At 32.9% G+C, this 3,580-nt stretch carries 6 protein-coding genes; all 6 read left to right on the top strand.

Features of this window, described 5'->3' with window-relative positions; all coding sequences use genetic code 11:
* The coding region (locus ABYK33_RS14685) for a desulfoferrodoxin family protein (protein ID WP_373034055.1) at nt 1-166 on the top strand (166 nt) is incomplete at its 5' end.
* Between the two features lie 140 nt (nt 167-306).
* Complete coding sequence (locus ABYK33_RS14690; RefSeq protein ID WP_373034049.1) at nt 307-564, top strand: hypothetical protein; 258 nt, start codon at nt 307-309, stop codon at nt 562-564.
* A gap of 37 nt (nt 565-601) precedes the next feature.
* Entirely contained in the window at nt 602-850 is a 249-nt protein-coding gene (locus ABYK33_RS14695) for a hypothetical protein (RefSeq protein ID WP_373034050.1), read from the top strand.
* Between the two features lie 241 nt (nt 851-1,091).
* Nucleotides 1,092-1,757 carry a tetratricopeptide repeat protein gene (locus tag ABYK33_RS14700; protein ID WP_373034051.1) on the top strand — a complete coding sequence of 222 codons (666 nt, stop codon included), beginning with the start codon at nt 1,092-1,094 and terminating at the stop codon, nt 1,755-1,757.
* Between the two features lie 178 nt (nt 1,758-1,935).
* A complete protein-coding gene (locus ABYK33_RS14705) occupies nt 1,936-2,238 on the top strand; it encodes a hypothetical protein (RefSeq protein ID WP_373034052.1) in 303 nt (100 codons plus the stop codon).
* A gap of 107 nt (nt 2,239-2,345) precedes the next feature.
* A complete protein-coding gene (locus ABYK33_RS14710; protein ID WP_373034053.1) occupies nt 2,346-3,539 on the top strand; it encodes a TolC family protein in 1,194 nt (397 codons plus the stop codon).
* The last annotated feature ends 41 nt before the right edge of the window (nt 3,540-3,580 follow it).

The following is a 3,580-nucleotide window of genomic DNA, read 5'->3' on the forward strand; positions in this document are numbered from 1 at the left end:
AGCAAAAGCTTCTTATGTTCCAGGAACTCTTGGTAACACTAAAGCACATAACACAACTACATTTACAATCATCCCAACAGGTAAAAAACTTAAACTTGTTGCTCATGGTTACTGTACTAAACACGGTATCTGGGAAGGTACTGAGAAAGAAATTACAGTAAACTAGTCCTCTAAGCCCCTTATACTAGGGGCTTAATATTTTTCACACCTCTACTATTTCTACCTTTATATACATTCTAAAACATTTATTTCACACCTTTATATATCTTCTGCTACACTACGGACATAAAAGACCAAGGGTTAAAAATGCATATGCAAGATTTATCAGATAAATGTGTAAAAAAGTTTCTTAAAAAAGTAGAAGAGAAAATGGAGGATACTTCAATAGTACCTTCACATGTAATAGCCAAATACTGCCGTATGCTCACAATTTATTGCGATACAGGAGGAAAAGTATCGGAAAGCTTTATAAGTTCAATGGACAAATGTATTCAGGAAATAATCTCTATAGAAGGTATGGAAGAGATTCTCAACGAGTGCAATGAATGTCCTGACGATATATAATTTTATAGACTTCATATAATCTATTAGGGAGAGAGGAATGGGAAAAATAATATTGGTGGTAATGCTGTTGACTATAGGTGCCAGTGCTAACGCTATTGAAGATACCAGAAGGTCTTGTGCTGCTGGTGATGCCAAGAGCTGTAAGATCATGGGTGATCTGACTCGTGCAGGTCTAGGTGTTGAACAGAATAAAACTAAAGCCCAAAACTATTATGATATAGCTTGCTTTTATCGCGAGAAGGATGCGTGTAAAGAGCTCGAAATAATGAGTAAGGATACAATATAAGATTAATAAAATATAGTACTGCAAAGGTACTGATATTGAAGTATGGTAGCTAACCTATTTAGAGACAGTTAATACAGACTTTATATAATATTTTAGAATAACTAAACACCTTCATATCCTATATTTATTATCATATATTTAACATTCCCTGCTAAAAAAAACCATTATTTTATTTTAGTTATATTCTTAAGCTGAACCAAATACAGTGAAAGTATAATTTAATATATATAAGGAAGAAGAAATGAAAAAGTTATTATTTGGATTAATACTGTTAACAGGGATAGGTTTGAGTGCCGATGAGTATAAAAAACATCAAAAATTATGTGTAGGTGGTGATCCTAAGGCCTGTAATACTCTTGGATCTATGTATGATAGTGGATATGATTTTAATCAGGCTAAGATCTATTATAAGAAAGCTTGTGATGGCGGTAATGCTAATGGCTGTGCAAATCTTGGAAAAAGATATGAACCTGAAGCCGGTACACAAAAACAGTATGCTCCTTCTATAAAGCTTTATGTAAAAGCTTGTGATGCAGGAAGTGCTATTGGTTGCGCATATCTTGGAAATATGTATGAACTTGCTAACGGATTAAAAAAAGATTACCCTAAAGCGATAGAGCTTTATGAAAAGTCGTGTAATGCCGGAAGTGCTATTGGTTGTGCATATCTTGGAAATATGTATGAGCATGGAAAAGCTCTGAAAGCAGATCGTCTCAAGGCGGAAGAATTTTATACAAAGAGTTGTTATGGTGGCAGTGGGTTAGGTTGCTATAATCTTGGTGCCATGTATTATGAGGCACAACATAAAGATTCTGATCATTCAGTTGTTAAATCACTTTTTCGTGAAGCTTGTGGTCTTGGTGAAATTTTGGGATGTAAAAATTATAGACTCCTAAGTAAGGAATAATAAGCTGTTAATTGACAGTATTCTTTCGTGCTAGCAGCAAATACAAATAACATTTTTTATTACCTATGTATAGTGAGAGTTTTTGTAACCTTTTAAAAAATTAACTCTATACAATTAACACACCGTTAACATTGAGTTGATACAATACAATCAAAAAAGTGGAAGGTAGTATACTGTTATGCGGTCAAAAATTATATTTTTAATCTTATTCATGCTTTCTTTTACTATCTTTCATGATTCACTGATGCCTCTTATCGAAAAAAACAAACACACTGATGTAGCACATTACTTAAGTGATGCTGCACCTACACAAGAGTGTACAGATTTCAATGAAATACACAGTATGTTCCATTTTATGGCTATTGTAATACCTTCTAAAAACATACAGATACAATTTGCAAAAAGAGAGACGATACCACATCTCGCGCTCGAATACAGCCCTCCCCTTGAAAAAACCTCTTACAAGCCACCAATAGCATAACCCTCAAATATTTACAATTTTATTAAAACACTGCTCAGTTATATCTTATGTTTTTGAAAGATAATGACTGATTTTCAATACTATATACAAGAAAGAGAAATAAATTTATGAAACAGATCTTCCTATTTGTGTTACTGATACAATTCAGTCAGGGTTCAATATTGACTTTGAAAAATGTATTAGCATCAGCAAATAACAATAACGCACTTACACAAGCTATAGATAAAGAACGTCTTCTTCTTAAATCTAGAAACTTAGCCGACACTTCGACTGATCCAATGGAGCTTTATGGAACAGGTACAAGAGCATATCCTGAATTTGGAAACAATGACTATGAATATTCTATTGGGGTTTCCAAACAACTCTCATGGGGGAATACTCAAGAAGAGGATCAAACGATCACACGCCTTAACAATGAAGCCTATCTTTTAGAAGAAGATAAAAAGGTTTTGAGTTTTAAAAATGGATTGAAGAATTTATATCATCAACATTGTTTAGATCATAAGAATTATAAAAGTGTTAAGCAAAACTATCAAGATTTTTCTACACTTTATAAAAAGAAACAGAAAGCATATAAATATCAAGAGATATCCAAAACAGAGCTTATGCAGCTTGAAATTGAAAAAAACAGGCTTTATTCAATCCTCCAGGAAATGCAAATGGTACAAAAAATATCTAAAAATAAACTTTTTATTCTGGGACGAATAAACCATACTCAGAAAACTGTTTTATCATGTAGTGACATGTACCCAATTAGAGAAAATACTGATCTAAAAGAAAATACATTTGAACTTTCAAAAGAGGCACACAAAAAGCGTATACAAAGTACACAGGTAGCCTTGGGACGACATTCAAAGTCTGTGGATTCTATTAACCTCTCTGTTCAATATGATAAAGAAACAGATATTGATAAATACAGTGTAGGTGTTTCCATACCCCTTGCTTTTACAAGTAGAAGATCCGAACAGGAACGTGCAGCAGCAATGTATAAAAATGCTGCTCTTGGTTTTCAGTATGAACAGACAATGACTGAAAAAAATAGTATGTTATCAGAATTAAGATCCACTTTAAAAAGTAAGGCTATGATGATAAAGTCACTCAAAAACAATTTACATGACTACAAAAAAGATCTCTTACCTCTTATCAAAAAGAGTTATGACTTAGGTGAGAGTTCAGTCATAGAGTACTTACTTAACAGACAAAACTATCATACACTTAAACAAGAACTTTTTGCTACACAGAAAGCCTATTATCACACACTGTTCACACTCTATACACTCAGCGAAATGAAGGATAACTAATGAGAAAACAACTTATACTCTTAACACTATGTACACTTATA

The organism is Sulfurovum sp., from assembly GCF_041562805.1.
Lineage (GTDB): Bacteria > Campylobacterota > Campylobacteria > Campylobacterales > Sulfurovaceae > Sulfurovum.